Below are 3,546 nucleotides of genomic sequence, written 5' to 3' on the forward strand. Positions count from 1 at the left end.
TTCATGGGGGAAAGCTCCATTCCGGGGGTCGGCACCCGGCAGCCGACGGGGGTCGGCACACGTCGGGTGCAAGCACCACGTCAGGCGCTCACAAAGCCTTTGAGGGGGGATCCGGCGGCACGTGGGGCGGGGCCGCTACACGGCGCCGGACCATGTGTAACGACCGGCGGCCCACCATCATTCCCGGCGGCGGCCCCCACCCGAAGGGGGGTCGGCCTGCTGCCACGGTCGTCCGGGTGATGTAACGACCCCACCCCGCCCGCCATTCCACCGACCGGGTGCGGCCGGTCACACCCCGAACCCGACAACCCGCCCACAACCACCCACCGCGCCTACCACCACTCACCCAAACCCGACACCCCACCAACCACCGCTCGGGCCCGCGCTCACCACCTCCCTTCCCACCTCCGTTGATCATGGAGTTGGCGGATGCATCAGAGAAGATCAAATACACCGCTAAATCCATGATCAACAAGTGGGAGTGGGTGACGGCGGGCGAGCGGAACGGGTGGGCGGGCTGGGTGCGCCGCCCACCGGTGTTAACCGGGCCCCCTCCTTTACCAAAAGCGTCAACCGGGGGCCCCGCCTTGCATGCGTGCTGGATGCGGGGAGGGGTGGGGATGCGCTAGCCTAACGATCGTTCAGGCGAGTCGGCCCGTTCAGTGGCGCGGCCGGCGAAATGGTGGCGAGGGAGTCGGCGTGACGCTCGACGGTGAGGCACTGGAGCAGCTGCGCAAGCGCGCCAAGGCCGGCGGTGCGGACAAGTACCACGCGGCGAACGCCGCCAAGGGCAAGCTCTTCGCCCGTGAGCGGGTCGCGCTCCTGGTCGACGAGGGTTCTTTCGTCGAGGACGGCCTCTATGCCAATGCGATGGCCGAGGGGTTGCCCGCCGACGGCGTGGTCACCGGCACCGCCACCATCGACGGGCGGCAGGTCTGCCTGATGGCGAACGATTCCACGGTCAAGGCCGGCAGTTGGGGCGCGCGTACGGTCGAGAAGATCATCCGGATCATCGAGCGGGCGTACGCGACCGGCGTGCCGATGGTCTACCTGGTCGACTCCGCCGGGGCGCGGATCACCGACCAGGTCGACCTCTTCCCCGGCCGACGCGGCGCCGGCAAGATCTTCTGGAACCAGGTCCGCGCCTCCGGCTCGATCCCGCAGGTCTGTGCGCTGTTCGGGCCGAGCGCCGCCGGTGGGGCGTACATCCCGGCGTTCTGCGACGTGGTGGCCATGGTGGACGGCAACGCCAGCATGTACCTCGGCTCCGACCGGATGGTCGAGATGGTCACCGGCGAGAAGACCACCCTGGAGGCGATGGGCGGTGCCAAGGTGCACTGCGCCGAGTCGGGCGTCGGGCACTTCCTCTGCAAGACCGAGGCCGACGCGCTCGACGTGCTGAGGACCTACCTGTCGTACCTGCCGGCGAACTGGACCCAGCCGCCGCCGGCGGCCGAGGCGAAACCCGCCCCGGAGAAGGCCGACCTGGCCGCGCTGGTCCCGGCCAGCGAGCGGCAGGCGTTCGACATGCGCCGGTACGTCAAGGGCCTGCTCGACGAGGGCAGCTTCTTCGAGATCCAGGCGCTCTGGGCCAAGGAGCTGACCATCGGGTTCGGCCGGCTGAACGGCGAGGTCGTCGGCGTGGTCGGCAACAACTCGATGTTCAAGGGCGGGGTGCTCTTCGTCGACTCGGCCGACAAGGCGGCCCGGTTCGTGCAGCTCTGCGACGCGTTCAACGTGCCGCTGCTGTTCCTGAGCGACGTGCCCGGGTTCATGGTCGGCAGCGCGGTGGAGAAGCAGGGCATCATCCGGCATGGCGCCAAGATGATCACCGCGATCTCCGAGGCGACCGTACCCAAGATCTGTGTGGTGGTGCGCAAGGCGTACGGCGCGGGCCTCTACGCGATGGCCGGCCCCGGCTTCGAGCCGGACGCGACGATCGCCCTGCCCACCGCGAAGATCGCGGTGATGGGCGCGGAGGCCGCGGTCAACGCGGTCTACGCCAACAAGATCGCCGCCATCGACGACGAGGCCGAGCGGGCCGCGTTCGTCGCCGCGAAGCGCGAGGAGTACGAGCGCGACATCGACATCGTCCGCCTCGCCAGCGAGCTGGTGGTGGACGCGATCGTCGAGCCGCACGAGCTGCGCGCCGAGCTGGTCCGCCGGTTCGCCGCCGCGCGCGGCAAGGAGCGGCACTTCGCCAAGCGCCGGCACGGCGTCACCCCGGTCTGAGGACCCCGCAGCACGATCCCCGTCCCGGCGTCACGAGCGCCCGGCGGGTCATCCACACAGGAGGATCAGATGGACTTCCGGCTCACCGAGGAGCAAGAGGCGCTGCGGGAGAGCGTGCGGGACTTCGCCCGCGAGGTGGTCGCGCCGGTCATCGCCGAGCACTACGAGAAGCACACCTTCCCGTACGAGATCATCCGCCAGATGGGCAAGATGGGGCTGTTCGGCCTGCCCTTCGCGGAGGAGCACGGCGGCATGGGCGGCGACTACTTCGCCCTCTGCCTGGCCCTGGAGGAGCTGGCCCGGGTCGACTCCAGCGTGGCGATCACCCTTGAGGCGGCGGTCTCCCTCGGTGCTATGCCGATCTACCGCTTCGGCACCGAGGAACAGCAGGCGCGGTGGCTGCCGAAGCTGCTCAGCGGCGAGGCCCTGGCCGGCTTCGGCCTGACCGAGCCGGGCACCGGCTCGGACGCCGGTGGCACCCAGACCCGGGCGGTGCTGGACGAGGCCACGAACGAGTGGGTGATCAACGGCTCGAAGGCGTTCATCACCAACTCGGGCACCGACATCACCACGCTGGTCACGGTCACCGCGGTCACCGGCACGAAGCCGGACGGCTCGAAGGAGCTGTCCACCATCATCGTGCCGTCGGGCACGCCCGGCTTCACGGTCGCGCCCGGCTACTCCAAGGTCGGCTGGAACGCCTCGGACACCCATGAGCTGACCTTCGACGACTGCCGGGTGCCGGCGGAGAACCTGCTCGGCGAGCGGGGCCGGGGCTTCGCCCAGTTCCTGCGGATCCTGGACGAGGGGCGGATCGCCATCGCGGCGCTCGCCGTCGGCCTCGCCCAGGGCTGCGTCGACGAGTCGGTCAGGTACGCGAAGGAGCGCCAGGCCTTCGGCCAGCCGATCGGCAACTACCAGGCGATCCAGTTCAAGATCGCCGACATGGAGCTGAAGGCGCACACCGCCCGGCTGGCGTACTACGACGCGGCGGCGCGGATGCTCGCCGGCGAGCCGTTCAAGCGGCAGGCGGCCATCGCCAAGCTGCACGCCAGCACCATCGCGGTGGACAACGCCCGCGAGGCCACCCAGATCCACGGCGGGTACGGCTTCATGAACGAGTACCCGGTCGCCCGCTTCTGGCGCGACTCGAAGATCCTGGAGATCGGCGAAGGCACCAGCGAGGTCCAACGCATGATCATCGCCCGCGACCTCGGCATGTAAGACATCCCAGGACGTACGAGTGTCAAGTAGCGGGTTCGGCGGTGTGGTGTGGCCAGGCGGTCGTCTCGTTGTAGGGCGTGCCGGTTTTGA

At 69.4% G+C, this 3,546-nt stretch carries 2 protein-coding genes; both read left to right on the forward strand.

The window, feature by feature from the left end; translation table 11 throughout:
* The first annotated feature begins 699 nt into the window (after positions 1-699).
* Positions 700-2,232, forward strand: a complete 1,533-nt coding sequence (locus AB0H57_RS32590; protein ID WP_357512565.1) for an acyl-CoA carboxylase subunit beta — start codon at positions 700-702, stop codon at positions 2,230-2,232.
* A gap of 69 nt (positions 2,233-2,301) precedes the next feature.
* Positions 2,302-3,456, forward strand: coding sequence for an acyl-CoA dehydrogenase family protein (locus tag AB0H57_RS32595; protein WP_357512567.1), 1,155 nt, complete (start codon positions 2,302-2,304; stop codon positions 3,454-3,456).
* The last annotated feature ends 90 nt before the right edge of the window (positions 3,457-3,546 follow it).

This window comes from Micromonospora sp. NPDC050686, assembly GCF_040654475.1.
In the GTDB taxonomy this organism is placed as follows: Bacteria; Actinomycetota; Actinomycetes; order Mycobacteriales; family Micromonosporaceae; genus Micromonospora.